Here is a 16,590-nt window from a genome sequence, read left to right on the forward strand (position 1 = left end):
CGCCAGCTGCAACTGCCAAGCATTTCCATTTGCATGCGGTTGGCGTTTATTCCGTATTCCAGGAAGTTTCGACGACGTGAACAACAACAAGCCCTTCCCACGCTTCCGCGCCCTGGCGCTGGCCTTGGCGGTCAGTGCCGTGGCCGTCAACAGCCAGGCCGCAGAGGCCGGCAGCACCATCCAGATCCAGGCCCAACCCTTGGCTTCGGCGCTGAACCAGCTGGGCCAGCAGACCAACCTGCAGCTGTTCTTCAGCCCAGAGCTGGTGGCCGGCAAGCAGGCCCCGGCGGTGTCCGGCCAGCTGGCGCCCGAGCAGGCGCTGCAGCAGCTGCTGCAAGGCAGCGGCCTCACCTACGAGATGTCCCAGGGCACCGTGGTGGTCAAGCCGGCCCAGGCCGATGGCACCCTCACCACCGGCAGCCTGGAGCTGGCACCCACCGACATCAAGGTGGTGGGTGACTGGCTGGGCGATGCCCAGCAGAGCGTGGTGCAGAACCACCCCGGCGCGCGCACCGTGGTACGCCGCGAGGCGATGGTGGAGAAGGGCGCAATGAACGTGCGCGACGTGCTGCGCGGCATCCCGGGCGTGCAGGTGCAGGACTCCAACGGCACCGGCGGCAGCGACCTGTCGCTGAACGTGGGTGTTCGCGGCCTGACTTCGCGCCTGTCGCCACGCTCCACGGTGCTGATCGACGGCATCCCGGCCGCCTTCGCGCCCTATGGCCAGCCGCAGCTGTCGATGGCGCCGATTTCCTCGGGCAACCTCGACAGCATCGACGTGGTGCGTGGCGCCGGCTCCGTGCGTTATGGCCCACAGAACGTCGGCGGGGTGATCAACTTCGTTACCCGGGCTATCCCGGAGAAGGCCTCGGCCGAGCTGTCCACCACCCTGGAAAACTCCCAGCATGGTGGCTGGAAACACACCGAGTCGGCGTTCGTCGGCGGCACGGCGGACAACGGCATGGGCGTGGCGCTGCTGTACACCGGGGTGAATGGCAACGGCTACCGTGAAAGCAACAACGGCAACGACATCGACGACGTCATCCTCAAGACCCACTGGGCGCCGACCGACGTTGACGAGTTCTGGCTCAACTTCCACTACTACGACGGCCGTGCCGACATGCCCGGCGGCCTGACCCAGGCGCAGTACGACAGCAACCCGTACCAGTCGCTGCGCGACTACGACTATTTTGCCGGCCGGCGCAAGGACGTGTCGTTCAAGTGGCAGCGCCAGCTCGACGACGCCACCCAGTTCGAAGTGCTGACCTACTACACCGACAGCTTCCGCGGCAGCTCCATTGCCTCGCGCGACATGAAGACCCTGTCGTCGTACCCGCGCAACTACCATACCTTTGCCATCGAACCGCGGCTGTCGCGGATCTTCTTCGCCGGCCCGACCACCCAGGAAGTCAGCGTGGGTTACCGCTACCTGAAGGAAGCGATGCGTGAGCAGTCGACCCGCCTGGCGCTGATCGACAACGTGCCGACGCCGACCCCGACCTCCGACGGCCATGTGTTCCAGGACCGCAGCGGTGGTACCGAGGCCAGCGCCTACTACATCGACGACAAGATCGACGTGGGTAACTGGACCATCACCCCAGGTATCCGCTTCGAGCATATCAACACCGACTGGCGCGACCGCCCGGTGCTCGGTGCCAACGGCCAGCCGGTGCCGGAGAAGAAACGCAGCATCACCAGCAACGAGCCACTGCCGGCGCTGAGCGTGATGTACCACATCTCCGATGCGTGGAAGGTGTTCGCCAACTACGAGACCTCGTTCGGCAGCCTGCAGTACTTCCAGCTGGGCCAGGGTGGTACTGGCAACAGCACGGCCAATGGCCTGGAGCCGGAAAAGGCCAAGACCTACGAGATCGGTACCCGCTATGACAATGGTGGCTTTGCCGGTGAGCTGACGGCGTTCTACATCGATTTCGATGACGAACTGCAGTACATCAGCAACGACGTGGGCTGGACCAACCTCGGCGCGACCAAGCACCAGGGTATCGAGGCCTCGGTGCGCTATGACCTGGACGGCCTGGACCCGCGCCTGGAAGGGTTGTCGGTGAGCGGTGGCTATACCTACACCCGCGCTACTTATGAAGGGGACATTCCTGGCTTCGAGGGCCGTGACCTGCCGTTCTATTCACGCCAGGTGGCCACTGCCGGGGTGCGTTACGCGGTCAACCACTGGACCTGGAACCTGGATGCCTACGCCCAATCCAAGCAGCGCGCGCCGGGTACCGGGATCAATGCCGATGGCAGCTTCAACGGCGACTACATCACCGAGCCGAGTGCGGATGGGCAGTACGGTGATATTCCGGGTTACGTGACCTGGCATGCCCGTGGCGGGTATGAGTTCGGGCCACAGATGTCCAACCTGAAGCTGGCGGCGGGGGTGAAGAACCTGTTCGACAAGCAGTACTTCACCCGCTCCAGCGACAACAATGCCGGCATCTATGTGGGTGAGCCGCGGACCTTCTATGTGCAGGCCAGTGTAGGGTTCTGACATTTGTGTGGTCCTCTTCGCGGGCTTGCCCGCTCCCACAGGTACAGCGCAGGCCTGGAGGATTGTGATATCCCTGTGGGAGCGGGCAAGCCCGCGAAGAGGCCGGCACAGGCAATCCACAACCTGGGTTCTGAGCCGAGATTGCCGGGGCCGCTTTGCGGCCCATCGCGACACAAGGCCGCTCCCACAGGTACCGCGCCAGGCCCGAGGCTGATGCTGTACTTGTGGGAGCGGCCTTGTGTCGCGAAAGGGGCGCAGCGCGCCCCCGGCGTTTACGAAATCACCGCCTCGGCCGGCGAGACAATGCTGGTCTTGGCCCCCCGCGAGCGCCCCGAACTCAAGTACGCCGCAATCGACTCCTGCGTCACCTCGCCCAGGAACACCTGCTCGGCATCCAGCACCGGCAGCCACGCCCGGTTGAACTCGTACATCCGCGACAACAGGATGCGCAAATGCTCATCATGCGACGCCGTGGCATTGAACGGCCGCAGGAAGTCGCCACAAGTCCCTTGCTGGCGATGCATGTCACGCCGGCGCACGTAGCCCAGTGCCTTGTTCTGCGCATCGGTCACCACCACGTAGCGGCGGTCGTGCTCGTCCAGCAGCTCCAGCGCATCGCTCACCGGCGTCTGCGGGCTTACCGATGGCGCGTTGTCTGCCGCATCCTCCGCACGTACCAGCAACAGGCGCTTGAGGGTGCTGTCCTGGCCGACGAAGTTGCTGACGAACTCGTCCGCCGGGTGCGCCAGCAAGGTGTCCGGGTGGTCCAGCTGCAACAGCTTGCCGGCGCGGAAGATGGCGATCTTGTCGCCCAGCTTGATCGCTTCGTCGATGTCATGGCTGACCATGATCACGGTCTTGTTCAAGGCCCGCTGCATCTCGAAGAACTCGTTCTGGATCATCTCGCGGTTGATCGGGTCGACCGCGCCGAACGGCTCGTCCATCAGCAGCACCGGCGCTTCCGCCGCCAAGGCGCGGATCACGCCGATACGCTGCTGCTGGCCGCCGGACAGCTCGCGCGGGTAGCGCTGCAGGTACTGCTTGGGCTCCAGCTTGATCATGTGCATCAGTTCGCGGGCGCGTTCATGGCACTTCTGTTTGTCCCAGCCGAGCAGGCGCGGCACCACGGTGATGTTCTCCTCGATGGTCATGTTGGGGAACAGGCCGATCTGCTGGATGACATAGCCGATGTGCCGGCGCAGGGTGACTTCGTCCAGCCCGGTGGTGTCTTCGCCATTGATGAACACCTGGCCGGAAGTGGGCGTGATCAGGCGGTTGATCATTTTCAGGGTAGTGCTCTTGCCGCAGCCCGAGGGGCCGAGGAACACGCAGATTTCCCCTTCGTTGACGGTGAGGCTTACCGAGTCGACGGCTTTGACGTCCTTGCCGTTGACGTTGAAGGTTTTGCTGAGGTTCTTCAGTTCGATCATGAGCGCAGTCCTTCTGGAGTCAGGGCACGTTGCAGGGTTTGCAGGAGCAGGTCGGCGATGATTGCCAGCAGGCTGACCAGCACGGCGCCGACCAGCAGCATCGACATGTCGCTGCGGCTGATGGAGGTGAGGATGAGTACGCCAAGGCCGCCGGCGCCGATGGTGGCGGCGATGGTCATCACGCCGATGTTCATCACCACGGCGGTGCGCACGCCGGCGAGGATCACCGGCACGGCGATGGGCAGTTCGACCATGCGCAGGCGCTGGCCGAAGGTCATGCCGATGCCGCGCGCGGCTTCACGGATGCCGGGCTCGACGTTGGTCAGGGCCAGGTAGGTGTTGCGCATGATCGGTAGCAGTGAGTAGAGAAACACCGCAGTGATCGCCGGCAGTGGCCCGAGGCCCTGGCCGAACTTGGAGTAGAACGGCAGCAGTAGGCCGAACAGGGCGATCGAGGGGATGGTCAGCAGCACCGTGGCGCTGGCCTGCAATGGGCCGGCGACGGCCGGGAAGCGGGTCATCAGGATGCCCAGCGGTACGCCGACGATGATCGCCAGGCCCACGGCGACGCCGACCAGCATGATGTGCTGCCAGGTCAGTTGCAGCACCTGGGCCCAGTCCAGGTGGTTGAAGGTATCGATCAGGTTCATGGCTGGCCCTCGCTGTTCAGTGGGTGCTCACGCAGGAAGCTGGCGGCCACGGCAGTCGGGTTCTGGTGCTCGACATCGACCTTGGCGTTGAGCTGGCGCATGGTTGCGTCATCCAGCTGTTCGGCCAGTGGCTTGAGCAGGCCGGCCAGCTGCGGGTTGGCGTCGAGCACAGCTTTGCGCACCACCGGCGCGGCGGTGTAGTCGGGGAAGTAGTGCTTGTCGTCTTCCAGCAGCTTGAGGTTGAACGCGTTCAGGCGACCATCGGTGGTGTACACAAGGCCGGCGAACACCTGGTTGTTGTGCATGGCGGTGTAGACCAGGCCGGCATCCATCTGGCGGATGTTGGCGCGGCCCACTTGCAGGTCGTACATCGCTTTCAGGCCTACCAGGCCGTCCGGGCGGTTGGCGAACTCGGTGTCCAGCGCCACCAGGTGGTTGCGGTGGCTTTCGTCACGCAGTACCTGGTTGAGGTCGCTGATCGAGTTGATCTGCGGATAAGCCTCGGCGACCTGCTTGGGCAGGCCCAGCGCATAGGTGTTGCTGAACTTCGACGGGGTCAGCCAGATCAGGTCCTTCTTCGCGTCCAGTGCCTTGACCTTGGCGTAGGTGGCCTCGGCACTGGGCATGCGCTCGTCGATATGGTTGTACGACACTAGTGACACGCCGGTGTATTCCCACATCAGGTCGAGCTGGCCGGTTTCCTGAGCCTGGCGTGCGATGTTGCTGCCAAGGCCGCTGGTGACGCGCACATCAAAACCGTTGGCGCGCAGGTATTGCGCGGTGATTTCGGCAAGTACGGTCTGTTCGGTGAACACCCGCGCGCCGATACGGACAAGTGGTTTTTCCGCTGCCTGGGCAAATCCTGCGAACAGCAGGGTCGCGCCCAACAACAAGGCGATTCTCTTGTTCATACGTTCCCTCTCGTTATCCAGCCAGGCCACGTTCCAGCCAGCGCTTGCTGGAGAAACTCACCGCTGCGTCCAGCGCCAGCGCCAGTAGTGCGGTGCAGGCAGCCCCCAGCAGCAGCTGTGGCTGGTTGTTCAGGGCGATGCCGGGGAAGATCAGGCTGCCCAGGCTGTTGGCGCCAATCAGGAACGCCAGCGGTGCGGTGCCGACGTTCAGCGCCAGGGCCACGCGCACACCGCCAACGATGATCGGCACGGCGTTGGGCAGCTCCACTTGCCACAGTTGCTGGCGCGGGGTCATGCCGATGCCGGTGGCGGCTTCCTTGAGCGAGGCGGGGACGTTTTTCAGACCCTCGTAGGTGTTGCGCACGATGGGCAGGAGGGAGGCGAGGAACAGCGCGAAGATCGCGGGCCCGGCGCCGATGCCCAGGATACTCAGGGCGATGGCCAGGACGGCCAGGGGAGGGATGGTGTTACCAACGTTGAACAACTGCATGAAGCGCTCGGCTTTGTCGACCCGGTGCGGTCGACTTAACGCAATGCCGGCGGGGATGCCCACGGCCAGCGCCGCCGCCATCGAAGCCAGCACCAGTACCAGGTGCGCTTGCAGGTAGAACCCAAGATCGTCGCGATAACGCGCGATCGTGTCGATGCCGATCCAGTGGACCAGCAGGGCCAGGATGACGAGCACGGCGGCCCATCCCAACAGCCCTTTTCCGTAGCGTTCAGCCACAGGCGGACTCCTTGTGTAGTCGGCGAGCACACTTCTTGGTTGCCGGCCAGTCCTGGCGGCGGGTGGTGTGTTCGCGAGTAGCAGCGTGATGCACGCCGAAGGCTGCGATCAGGCCATGAGCCGAACCCCGTCGGGCCCGAAAATGCTGATGAAACCAGCTCCCCAACCGAAGCGGGTTGCAGGGGAGTGGACGTCTCCGTGGGCGTAAAGGTTCCCATCTGGGGCGGCATTTGGCCAGCGTTAATCACTGGTTGGTTGGAAAATTGACGAGAAAAAGCAGCGGGTTAATGTGCCGTAGGCGTTGAAATAACTGCTCTTGGGCCATTTGTCGTGATAAAGCGATTGCCTGGCGAATTTGTGGCCTCTGGGCGGGCCCTTTCGCGGGTAAACCCGCTCCCACAGGTCCTGCACAGGTTTCAAAGACGGTGTGATACCTGTGGGAGCGGGTTTACCCGCGAAGAGGCCGGAACAGGCACCGCCGGTTCAGCAAATTTTGGTCCCGGCCCAACTTCAGGTATGATATCGCCCCTTTTAAATCCCCCAGTCAGGCGATTTCCCATGACCAACCAGGCCGCCGAAGTCGCGAAGCGCCGCACTTTCGCAATCATTTCCCACCCCGACGCCGGTAAGACCACCATCACCGAGAAGCTGCTGCTGATGGGCAAGGCCATTGCCGTCGCCGGTACCGTGAAGTCGCGCAAGTCCGACCGCCACGCCACCTCCGACTGGATGGAAATGGAGAAGCAGCGCGGCATCTCCATCACCACCTCGGTGATGCAGTTCCCGTACCGCGAGCACATGATCAACCTGCTCGACACCCCCGGCCACGAAGACTTCTCGGAAGACACCTACCGCACCCTGACCGCGGTGGACTCGGCGCTGATGGTGCTCGACGGCGGTAAAGGTGTAGAGCCACGTACCATCGCCCTGATGGACGTGTGCCGCCTGCGCGACACGCCGATCGTCAGCTTCATCAACAAACTCGACCGCGACATCCGCGACCCGATCGAGCTGCTGGACGAGATCGAAGCCGTGCTGAAGATCAAGGCCGCGCCGATCACCTGGCCGATCGGTTGCTACCGCGACTTCAAGGGCGTGTACCACCTGACCGGTGACTACATCGTGGTGTACACCCCGGGCCACGGCCACGAGCGCACCGAAGCCAAGATCATCCAGAAGCTGGACTCGGACGAAGCCCGTGCCCACCTGGGCGACCAGTACGATTCGTTCGTCGAACAGCTGGAGCTGGTGCAGGGCGCCTGCCACGAGTTCAACCAGGAAGAGTTCATCAACGGTCAACTGACCCCGGTGTTCTTCGGTACCGCGCTGGGCAACTTCGGTGTCGACCATGTGCTTGACGCCGTCGTCGACTGGGCGCCGCGCCCGCTGGGCCGTGTTGCCCATGAGCGCACCGTGGAGCCTGTGGAAGAGAAGTTCACCGGTTTCGTGTTCAAGATCCAGGCGAACATGGACCCGAAACACCGCGACCGCATCGCCTTCATGCGTATCTGCTCGGGCAAGTACGAGAAGGGCATGAAGATGCGCCACGTGCGGATCAACAAGGACCTGCGTATCGGCGATGCGCTGACCTTCTTCTCCTCCGAGCGTGAGCAGCTGGAAGAGGCCTATGCCGGCGACATCATCGGCCTGCACAACCACGGCACCATCCAGATCGGCGACACCTTCACCGAAGGCGAGGCGCTGGGCTTCACCGGTATCCCGCACTTCGCCCCGGAGCTGTTCCGCCGCGTGCGCCTGAAGGACCCGCTGAAATCCAAGCAGCTGCGTCAGGGCCTGCAACAGCTGGCCGAAGAAGGTGCTACCCAGGTGTTCTTCCCAGAGCGCAGCAACGACATCATCCTCGGTGCAGTCGGTGTGCTGCAGTTCGACGTGGTCGCCAGCCGCCTGAAGGAAGAGTACAAGGTCGAGTGCGCCTACGAGCCGATCACCGTATGGTCGGCCCGCTGGATCGGTTGTGACGACAAGAAGAAGCTCGAGGAATTCCAGAACAAAGCCATGGAGAACCTGGCCATCGACGGTGGCGGGCACCTGACCTACCTGGCGCCGACCCGGGTCAACCTGTCGCTGATGGAAGAGCGCTGGCCGGACATCAAGTTCCGCGCTACTCGCGAGCACCACTGATTTCGAGAGCTTGCTCCTGATTTTCAGGGCCTGCTCCTGACCCTTGTGGGAGCGGGTTTACCCGCGAATGCGTCGGTAAACTCAACATCGCATTCGCGGGTGAACCCGCTCCCACAGGGACCGTGTTAAGGCCGAAATCAATTCCCGGCCTTGATACTGGTCCAGATCCTCGTCCGAATACGGTCGATCTTGGCCGGCATCGCCTCCAGCGCATACAGCTTGCCCATTACTTCCTCGCTCGGGTAAATCATCGTATTACCCTTCATCGCCGGATCCACCAGCCCGTCCGCCTCAAGGTTGCCGTTGGCGTACTGCACATGGTTGCTGATGTTGGCCATCACCTCCGGCTGCAGCAGGTAGTTCATGTAGGCATACCCGGCCTTCTCATCCGGTGCATCGGCCGGCATGGCAACCATGTCGAACCACATCGGTGCGCCTTCCCTGGGTATCGAATACCCCACCTTCACCCCGTTCTTCGCCTCCTCGGCACGATTCTTCGCCTGCAACACATCCCCCGAGAAACCCACCACCACGCAGATATCGCCGTTGGCCAGATCGCCGGTGTACTTCGATGAGTGGAAGTAGCTGATGTATGGCCGCACCTGCATCAGCAGCGCCTTGGCCTTGTCGTAGTCCGCCGGGTTCTGGCTGTGGTGCGGCAGGCCCAGGTAGTGCAGGGCGATCGGTAACAGCTCAGGGCCGTTGTCCAGCACGGCGACGCCGCAGCTTTTCAGCTTGCTCATGTACTCAGGCTTGAAGATCAGGTCCCACGAGTTTATTGGCGCGCTGTCGCCGAGCACCGCCTTGACCTTGTCGACGTTGTAGCCGATGCCGGTGCTGCCCCACAGGTATGGGAAGCCGTATTGGTTACCCGGGTCATTGACCTCCAGTGCCTTGAGCAACACCGGGTTGAGGTTGTGCCAGTTGGGCAGCTGCGACTTGTCCAGCTGCTTCAGGGCTTTGCCCTGGATTTGACGGGCCATGAAGTGGTTGGACGGGAACACCACGTCGTAGCCGGAGTTGCCGGTCATCAGCTTGCCGTCGAGGGTTTCGTTGCTGTCGTAAACGTCGTAGGTGGGCACGATACCGCTGGCTTGCTGGAAGTTCTTCAGTGTGTCGGGGGCAACGTAGCTGGACCAGTTGTAGATCTTCACCGTTTCGGCGGCACCGGCCACGCTGGCGGCCAGCATCAGGGGGGCGAGAAGGAGCGTGCGCATGTCGGGGTTACCTTGCTTTGTGTGTTGTTATCGAAGGCAGGCGATCAGCGGATCAGAAAATAAGGACGTAGGTCTTGCGCACGGTCTCCTGGATGTCCCAGGTGCCTGTGCTGTTGGCCGGTAGCATCAGTGCGTCTCCGGCTTCTATGAACAGGGGCTCGCCACCGTCAGGGGTGAAGGTGCAGCGGCCCTTGGTGAAATGGCAGAACTCCTGCTGCACGATCTGCCGCCGCCAGCGCCCGGGGGTGCACTCCCAGATGCCGGTTTCGACGCCGTCGCTGCGTTCCACGCAGGTGACCGAAGTCACTGCAACTGGGTCGCCAAGCGGCACCGCGACCGGGTTGGAGCTGTCGAGCACGGCGCTGTCGGTGTTCTTGAAATGGGTGATGCTCATGACCGGTAAATCCTGTGTCGGGGAAAGGGAAGTCAGTGCATGAAGCCTTCCATGAAGTCTGCAAGATTGCTGGCCAGGCGCCGCCTCCAAGGTGCGCTGGCGGGGTTGGCGAGGGTCCGGTCCTCGTGGACGAAGCTCTGGATGATTGCGTTGTAGCCCAGCCAGCGGCAGGGCTCGGGTGGCCAAGTGGCCAGGCTTGAAAGCGGGCGGTTGTCGAGTACCCAGGGTTGCGCGGTCAGTTCGTTGTGCTGGTTCAGGATCAGCGCCGCCAGGGTGCGTCCGCCCAGGTTGGTGGCGCCGACGCCTTCGCCGCCGTAGCCGCCCGCCAGGGCGATGCCACGCTGGCGGTCGCAGAGCATGTGCGGGCGGAAGCGCCGCGCCATGCCCAGGTTGCCGCCCCAGGAATGGGTGATGCGTGCGTGCTTCAACTGCGGGAACAACTCGCTGAACAGGTAGCGGCGCAGCTCGATTTCCTGTTCGTCGAGGTTGAAGTTTTCGCGCAGGCGGCCACCGAAGCGGTAGCCGCCACGGGCGCCGAATACCAGGCGGTTGTCGGCGGTGCGCTGGCCGTAGGTGACCTGGCGGCTGCTTTCGCTGAACGCCTGGCCCTGGTTCAGGCCGATCTGTTGCCAGGTGGCCTCCGGCAGTGGTTCGGTGGCCACCAACAGGCTCTGTACCGGCAGCTGATGTTTGCCCAATGGCGGCAGGCTGGCGGCGTAGCCCTCCACGGCGGGTACCATCCATTGGCAACGGATGCGCGCCAACGGGGTACGCACCTCACCCGGCTGCCAGTCGATGGCTGGGGTGTTTTCGTAGATGGGTACGCCCAGCGCCTCTACCGCCCGGGCCAGGCCACGCGCCAGCTTGGCGGGTTGGATGGTTGCGGTGTGCGGGCTGTAGATGGCGCCATAGGCGTTGCTGACCCGCAACTGAGCGTCAAGCTGTTCGGGGCGTAGCCAGCGGTAGTCGTCCTCGGTCATGCCTTGGCGATAAAGGTCGTCGAGGTAGGCGCGCAGGCTGCGCTCCTGTTCCGGGTAGCGCGCGGCGCAGTACAGCACGCCGCCTTTGCGGTAGTCGCAGTCGATGCTTTCGCGATGCAGCACGCGGTGTACTTCATCGGGAATGCCATGCAGCAGGTCGATGCTGGCGCGGCGCTGTTGCGGCGACAGGGTGGCCAGCAGGCGGTCTTCGCCGAGCAGGTTGCCCATCAGCCAGCCGCCGTTGCGCCCCGAGGCGCCGAAGCCGGCGATGTTGGCGTCGATTACCGCGATGTTCAACTGTGGCGCCTGGCGCTTGAGGTAGTAGGCGGTCCACAGGCCGGTGTAGCCAGCGCCGATGATGCATACATCCGCGTCCAGGTCCTCGCGCAGGGCCGGGCGGGCGCACAACGGCTCGTCGAGCTGGTCCATCCACAGGCTGAGCGTGCGCAGGGGTTGCATCGGGTTCGGCTCCACATCCAAGGTCTGTGGGCGATCCTAGTGGTGTCGGCGGGCAGCTGTCCTACGTGCGTGCACGCAGGGAAATTTGCTTAAGGTACGCCTTGGGCGTAAGCCCGGTGTGTTCGCGGAAACACTTGTAGAACGCCGACAACGAGTTGAAACCGGCATTGAACGCCAGCTCGTCGATCGTGGCTTCGATGCTGTCGTCGTCGAGGCTGGCCATCAAGTGCTGCAGGCGGGCCTGGTTGACGTAGCGGTAGAAGCTTTGCCCGAGCACCTGGTTGAGCAGGTAGGAGATCTGGTTGCGGCTGTAGCCGCTGGCGTCGGCCACCTGCTGCAGGTCCAGCTCCGGGTCCAGGTAGGGGCGCTGGCGCTGGAAGTAGTGTTCCAGGTCCTGGGCCATGGTCGACAGCTGCCGGGGTGACAGGCCCAGGCGGCTGGTGGCCGGGCGCGGGCCGCTGCTGGCATGGCCACTGCTGCTCCGGCGGACCAGCGTGGCGTATTCGTTGACCTGCCAGATCAGGCCGTCCTTGACGGTAATCGCCTCGCTGGACTGGAACGCCACCAGGCCGTCGCCGCCCTGGACCGTGACCTGGTACTGGATGAACGCGGTACAGCCGTCGACGCGGATGCGGTCGCTGTGCACGATATCTTCGCCGGCTTCATGGGGCAGGCAGGCGCGCACGTAGTCACGCAGTTCCTGGTAGCCGAGCACGCGGTTCTGGAAGAAGTCGTGGTACTGGATGTCGGGGTGGTAGAGCGCCATGACGCCGCCGAGGTCGCGGTGCTTCCAGCACTGGTGGTAGCGCAGCACGGTGTCGGCGGTGAGCGGGGTCTGCTCGGGGCCGTCGGGGAGGGTGGTGGCGGTCATGAGCCTGATAGTGCATTGCAGAACACCCAGCCGCAAGGGTGCGGATCCGGCATATTGCACGGTTTTGCCAAGCGGCTTGGGCAGTAAGCCGTTGATTCGGTTGAGAGTGATTTTTTGACAGGGATGGCATGGCGAGTGCACCGGTCTGTTCAACATCGAACAAGGAGAAATGCCATGCGCTCGATACTGCTTTGGATGATTGGGGTGCCGATTCCGGTGATTATCCTGATCTGGTTCTTCATGCATTGAGATTTTTGGGGCCGCTTTGCGGCCCATCGCGACACAAGGCCGCTCCTACAGGAGATCGCGGTCCCTTGTAGGAGCGGCCTTGTGTCGCGATTGGCTGCAAAGCAGCCCCGTCTATCTAAAGGCTAAAGAAACTGCTCGGCATAGTGACAAGCCACTTGCCGCGTACTCACGTGCCGCAACGCCGGCACCTCCTTGGCACACCGCTCGGTCGCATACGGGCAACGCTTGTGAAACGCACACCCATCCGGCGGGTTCAGCGGGTTGGGCAACTCTCCGGCAATACGGATCTTCGGCTTCAAAGGGTCCGGGTGAATCGCCGGCGTCGCCGACAGCAGCGCCTGGGTATACGGGTGCAGTGGCCTTTCGTAGATATCTTCTTTCGGCCCCATCTCCGCCGGCCGGCCGAGGTACATCACCAGCACCTGATCGGCCACATGCCGCACCACCGCCAGGTTGTGCGAGATGAACACGTAGGCGGTGTTGAACTCCTTCTGCAAATCCATGAACAGGTTCAGCACCTGGGCCTGGATCGACACGTCCAGCGCCGAGGTCGGTTCGTCCGCCACCAGCACCTTGGGCTGCAGCATCATTGCCCGGGCCAGGGCGATACGTTGGCGCTGGCCACCGGAGAACATGTGCGGGTAGCGCTGGTAATGCTCGGGGCGCAGGCCGACCTGTTCCATCATTTTCTGCACCTTTTCTCGCCGCTCGGCCTTGCTCAGCGAGGTGTTGATCAGCAGCGGCTCGGCCAGTTGGTCGCCAATCTTCTGCCGTGGGTTGAGCGAGGCGTAGGGGCTCTGGAACACCATCTGCACGTCGCGGCGCAGTTGCTTGCGCTCGCTCTTGCTGGCGCCTTTCACTTCGGTGCCGGCAATTTGCAGCGAGCCGGACGACGGCTCTTCGATCAGGGTCAGTGCGCGGGCCAGGGTCGACTTGCCACAGCCGGACTCGCCGACCACGGCCAGGGTCTTGCCGGCCTCCAGTTCGAACGACACGCCATTCAGCGCGCGGACCAGGGCGTGGCCCTTGAACAGCCCGCGGGAGACTTCGTAATGCCGGGTCAGCTCCCGGGCGGATAGAACGACGGCCATCACGCCACCTCCTGGTTCAGCGGGTAGAAGCAACGCACCAGGCCATGGGCCTGGGGATCGAGGGGCGGGCGCTGGCGCCGGCAGTTGTCCTGCACGTACGGGCAGCGCGGTGACAGCAGGCAACCCACGGGGCGGTCGTAGCGGCCTGGGACGATGCCGGGCAGGGTGGCCAGGCGTTCGGCACCGATGCTGTGCTCGGGGATCGCCGCCAGCAACGCTTCGCTGTAGGGGTGGGCGGGCACGTCGAACAGCTCCGGCACCTGGCCCACTTCCACGGCCTGGCCGGCGTACATCACGCACACCCGCCTGGCCGTTTCAGCGACCACGGCGAGGTCGTGGGTGATCAGGATGAGCGCCATGTTGCGCTCCTTCTGCAGGTTGACCAGCAGCTCCATGATCTGCGCCTGGATGGTCACGTCCAGCGCAGTGGTGGGTTCGTCGGCAATCAGCAGCTTGGGCTCGCCGGCAATCGCCATGGCAATCGCCACGCGTTGGCTCATGCCGCCGGACAGCTGGTGCGGGTAGGCGTCCAGGCGGCTTTCCGCAGCCGGGATCTCGACCTTTTTCAGCAGCTCCAGGGCACGCTGGCGCGCGGCCTTGCCCTTCAGGCCCAGGTGCTGGCGCAGCACTTCCTCGATCTGGTAACCAACGGTGTAGCTGGGGTTGAGCGCGGTCATCGGGTCCTGGAAGACCATGGCGATGTCCTTGCCCACCACCTTGCGTCGCTGGCGGCCGCTGAGCTTGAGCATGTCGGTGCCGTCGAAGGTGAGCGAGTCGGCGGTGATGCGCCCGGGGGCGTCGATCAGGCCCATCAGGGCCATCATGGTCACGGACTTGCCCGAGCCGGATTCGCCGACGATGGCCAGGATCTCGCCGGCCTCCACCGTCAGGTCCAGGCCATCGACCACCGGTACCGAATTGGCGTCGCCGAAGCGCACGTTCAGGTTGTTGATCTGCAACAGTGACATGGCGTTCTCCTCAGGCGGCGTTCTTGAGTTTCGGGTCCAGCGCATCGCGCAGGCCGTCGCCCATCAGGTTGATTGCCAGCACACTGAGCAGAATGGTCAGGCCGGGCAGGCTCACCACCCACCAGGCGCGCTCGATGTAGTCACGGGCCGAAGCCAGCATGGTGCCCCACTCCGGGGTCGGCGGCTGTACGCCAAGGCCGAGGAAGCCCAGGGCGGCGGCGTCGAGGATGGCCGAGGAGAAGCTGAGGGTGGCCTGCACGATCAGCGGTGCCATGCAGTTGGGCAGCACGGTGACGAACATCAGCCGTGGCAGCCCGGCACCAGCCAGGCGTGCGGCGGTGACGTAGTCGCGGTTCAGCTCGCCCATCACGGCGGCGCGGGTCAGGCGCACGTAGGATGGCAACGACACGATGGCGATGGCGATCACGGTGTTGATCAGGCCCGGGCCGAGGATGGCGACGATGGCCACCGCCAGCAGCAGCGAGGGCAGGGCCAGCATCACGTCCATCAGGCGCATGATCGACGGGCCGAGCAGTTGCGGGAAGAAACCGGCCAGCAGGCCCAGCAGGATGCCAGGGATCAGCGACATCACCACCGACGACAGGCCGATCAGCAGCGACAGCCGCGCACCCTGGATCAGCCGCGAAAGCAGGTCGCGGCCCAGTTCGTCGGTGCCGAGGATGAACTGCCAGCTGCCACCTTCGAGCCACACCGGTGGGGTCAGCAGGAATTCGCGGTACTGCTCGCTCGGGTCGTGCGGGGCGACCCACGGCGCGAACAGCGCGCAGAACACCACCAGGCACATGAAGGCCAGGCCCATCACCGCGCCTTTGTTGCGGGCGAAGGCTTGCCAGAATTCTTTGTATGGCGAGGGGTAGAGCAGGCTCTGGTCCACCGGGCTGGCCGGTGTGACGGATTTCGGAATCGGGCTAGTCATGGCGAAGGCCTCAGCGCTGATGACGGATGCGTGGGTTGGCCAGGCCGTAGAGGATATCCACGACGAAGTTGACCAGGATCACCAGGCAGGCGATCAACAGGATGCCGTTCTGGACCACGGGGTAGTCACGGGCACCGATGGCTTCGATCAGCCACTTGCCGATGCCCGGCCAGGAAAAGATGGTTTCGGTCAGCACCGCACCGGCCAGCAACGTGCCGACCTGCAGGCCGAATACGGTCAGTACCGGGATCAGCGCATTGCGCAGGCCGTGCACGAACACCACGCGGGCCGGCGACAGGCCTTTGGCGCGGGCGGTGCGGATGTAGTCCTCGCGCAGCACTTCGAGCATCGACGAGCGGGTCATGCGGGCAATCACTGCCAGCGGGATGGTACCGAGCACGATGGCCGGCAGGATCAGGTGCATCACCGCGTCCTTGAACGCGCCTTCCTCGTCGCTGAGCAGGGTGTCGATGAGCATGAAGCCGGTCTTCGGCTCGATGTCGTAGAGCAGGTCGATGCGCCCGGACACCGGGGTCCAGCCCAGGCTTACCGAGAAGAACATGATCAGGATCAGGCCCCACCAGAAGATCGGCATCGAGTAACCGGCCAGGGAAATGCCCATCACCCCGTGGTCGAACAGCGATCCGCGCTTGAGCGCAGCGATCACCCCGGCCAGCAGGCCGACGATGCCGGCGAACAACAGGGCGGCAAAGGCCAGTTCCAGAGTGGCCGGGAACAGGGTGAGGAACTCGCTCCACACGCTCTCGCGGGTGCGCAGCGATTCACCGAGGTCACCCTGGGCCAGCTTGCCGACGTAGTCCAGGTACTGGACCGGCAGCGGCTTGTTCAGGCCCAGGCGCTCCATGGCCTGGGCATGCATTTCGGGATCGACCCTGCGCTCGCCCATCATCACTTCCACCGGGTCGCCGGGGATCAGGCGTATGAGCGCGAAGGTCAGCAAGGTGATACCGAAAAAGGTCGGTATCAGCAGGCCAAGGCGCCGGGCAATAAAGCTCAACATTGTCTGGGTTACCTCATCAGGCCGTGCGGCTAGCAGC

The 16,590-nt window shown here is 63.8% G+C and carries 14 protein-coding genes; 2 read left to right on the plus strand and 12 right to left on the minus strand.

All coding sequences use genetic code 11. The features are described 5' to 3' along the window. Window positions 1–76 precede the first annotated feature (76 nt). A complete protein-coding gene (locus RYH74_RS03865; protein WP_317408986.1) occupies window positions 77–2,506 on the plus strand; it encodes a TonB-dependent siderophore receptor in 2,430 nt (809 codons plus the stop codon). Window positions 2,507–2,778: 272 nt separating this feature from the next. Here the strand turns inward: RYH74_RS03865 and RYH74_RS03870 are convergent, their stop codons facing one another. The 4 genes from RYH74_RS03870 to RYH74_RS03885 are packed head-to-tail and all read right to left on the minus strand — an operon-like array spanning window position 2,779 to window position 6,224. Next, entirely contained in the window at window positions 2,779–3,936 is a 1,158-nt protein-coding gene (locus RYH74_RS03870) for a betaine/proline/choline family ABC transporter ATP-binding protein (protein ID WP_046615796.1), read from the minus strand. After that, entirely contained in the window at window positions 3,933–4,586 is a 654-nt protein-coding gene (locus RYH74_RS03875) for an ABC transporter permease (protein WP_025337792.1), read from the minus strand. Before RYH74_RS03875 ends, RYH74_RS03870 begins: the two co-directional genes overlap by 4 nt. Beyond that, the gene (locus RYH74_RS03880) at window positions 4,583–5,497 is read right to left on the minus strand and encodes a glycine betaine ABC transporter substrate-binding protein (RefSeq protein WP_286101091.1); all 915 of its coding nucleotides are present in this window, start codon (window positions 5,495–5,497) and stop codon (window positions 4,583–4,585) included. The genes RYH74_RS03875 and RYH74_RS03880 overlap by 4 nt, the downstream gene beginning before the upstream one ends. Before the next feature lie 13 nt (window positions 5,498–5,510). Further along, window positions 5,511–6,224, minus strand: coding sequence for an ABC transporter permease (locus tag RYH74_RS03885; protein ID WP_286101092.1), 714 nt, complete (start codon window positions 6,222–6,224; stop codon window positions 5,511–5,513). Between the two features lie 558 nt (window positions 6,225–6,782). On the opposite strand from RYH74_RS03885, the gene RYH74_RS03890 reads away from it, so the two are divergent. After that, window positions 6,783–8,366, plus strand: coding sequence for a peptide chain release factor 3 (locus tag RYH74_RS03890; protein WP_003257876.1), 1,584 nt, complete (start codon window positions 6,783–6,785; stop codon window positions 8,364–8,366). Window positions 8,367–8,503: 137 nt separating this feature from the next. Here the strand turns inward: RYH74_RS03890 and RYH74_RS03895 are convergent, their stop codons facing one another. The 8 genes from RYH74_RS03895 to RYH74_RS03930 form a co-directional block, all read right to left on the minus strand. Next, window positions 8,504–9,583 carry a polyamine ABC transporter substrate-binding protein gene (locus tag RYH74_RS03895; protein ID WP_238067290.1) on the minus strand — a complete coding sequence of 360 codons (1,080 nt, stop codon included), beginning with the start codon at window positions 9,581–9,583 and terminating at the stop codon, window positions 8,504–8,506. 52 nt (window positions 9,584–9,635) lie between these two features. After that, on the minus strand, window positions 9,636–9,977 hold the full coding sequence (locus RYH74_RS03900) for a cupin domain-containing protein (RefSeq protein WP_075043846.1): 342 nt from the start codon (window positions 9,975–9,977) through the stop codon (window positions 9,636–9,638). A gap of 32 nt (window positions 9,978–10,009) precedes the next feature. Further along, window positions 10,010–11,416, minus strand: a complete 1,407-nt coding sequence (locus RYH74_RS03905; protein ID WP_317408987.1) for an FAD-binding oxidoreductase — start codon at window positions 11,414–11,416, stop codon at window positions 10,010–10,012. Between the two features lie 61 nt (window positions 11,417–11,477). Continuing rightward, window positions 11,478–12,287, minus strand: a complete 810-nt coding sequence (locus RYH74_RS03910; RefSeq protein ID WP_317408988.1) for a nuclear transport factor 2 family protein — start codon at window positions 12,285–12,287, stop codon at window positions 11,478–11,480. A gap of 371 nt (window positions 12,288–12,658) precedes the next feature. Then, window positions 12,659–13,627 (minus strand): peptide ABC transporter ATP-binding protein, encoded by a 969-nt coding sequence (locus RYH74_RS03915; RefSeq protein WP_317408989.1) that lies wholly within the window; start codon window positions 13,625–13,627, stop codon window positions 12,659–12,661. Continuing rightward, on the minus strand, window positions 13,627–14,595 hold the full coding sequence (locus tag RYH74_RS03920; RefSeq protein ID WP_075043849.1) for an ABC transporter ATP-binding protein: 969 nt from the start codon (window positions 14,593–14,595) through the stop codon (window positions 13,627–13,629). The genes RYH74_RS03915 and RYH74_RS03920 overlap by 1 nt, the downstream gene beginning before the upstream one ends. A 10-nt stretch (window positions 14,596–14,605) precedes the next feature. Beyond that, the gene (locus tag RYH74_RS03925) at window positions 14,606–15,532 is read right to left on the minus strand and encodes an ABC transporter permease subunit (protein ID WP_015269040.1); all 927 of its coding nucleotides are present in this window, start codon (window positions 15,530–15,532) and stop codon (window positions 14,606–14,608) included. A 10-nt stretch (window positions 15,533–15,542) separates the two neighbouring features. Further along, complete coding sequence (locus tag RYH74_RS03930; protein ID WP_012316108.1) at window positions 15,543–16,553, minus strand: ABC transporter permease subunit; 1,011 nt, start codon at window positions 16,551–16,553, stop codon at window positions 15,543–15,545. Window positions 16,554–16,590 lie beyond the last annotated feature (37 nt).

Source organism: Pseudomonas sp. LSJ-87 (assembly GCF_032971465.1).
Lineage (GTDB): Bacteria > Pseudomonadota > Gammaproteobacteria > Pseudomonadales > Pseudomonadaceae > Aquipseudomonas > Aquipseudomonas putida_Z.